Source organism: Phosphitispora fastidiosa, assembly GCF_019008365.1.
GTDB lineage: Bacteria > Bacillota > Thermincolia > Thermincolales > UBA2595 > Phosphitispora > Phosphitispora fastidiosa.
In genome coordinates this window covers 1-240 of the sequence record NZ_JAHHUL010000207.1, presented here as the reverse complement: position 1 = coordinate 240, position 240 = coordinate 1, and the positions used below count along the sequence as shown (strand labels likewise).

1 protein-coding gene is annotated in these 240 nt (G+C 65.4%); it reads right to left on the bottom strand.

Annotated features, from left to right (window positions below; translation table 11 throughout):
• Positions 1-240: class I SAM-dependent methyltransferase (locus tag Ga0451573_RS19525; protein ID WP_231685878.1), on the bottom strand; the 240-nt coding region annotated here is incomplete at both ends.

The following is a 240-nucleotide window of genomic DNA, read 5'->3' as shown; positions in this document are numbered from 1 at the left end:
CACGAAACGTCGTCCTGCGCCTCGGCGATCTTGCGCTTGCGGAAGAAGAGGATGTCGACGACGGTGTCCGTACCGGCGTCACGGCGGAAGCTGCCCTCGGGCAGTCGGATGGCGGCGACGAGATTGGCCGATTTTGCGATATGCGTGCGCGCCGTCGCGTCTGCCTTGTCCATGGTGCCGCTGCTCGTCAAGAAGGCTGCCAGCCCGCCGGGCTTCAAGAGGTCGATTGAGCGGGCGATG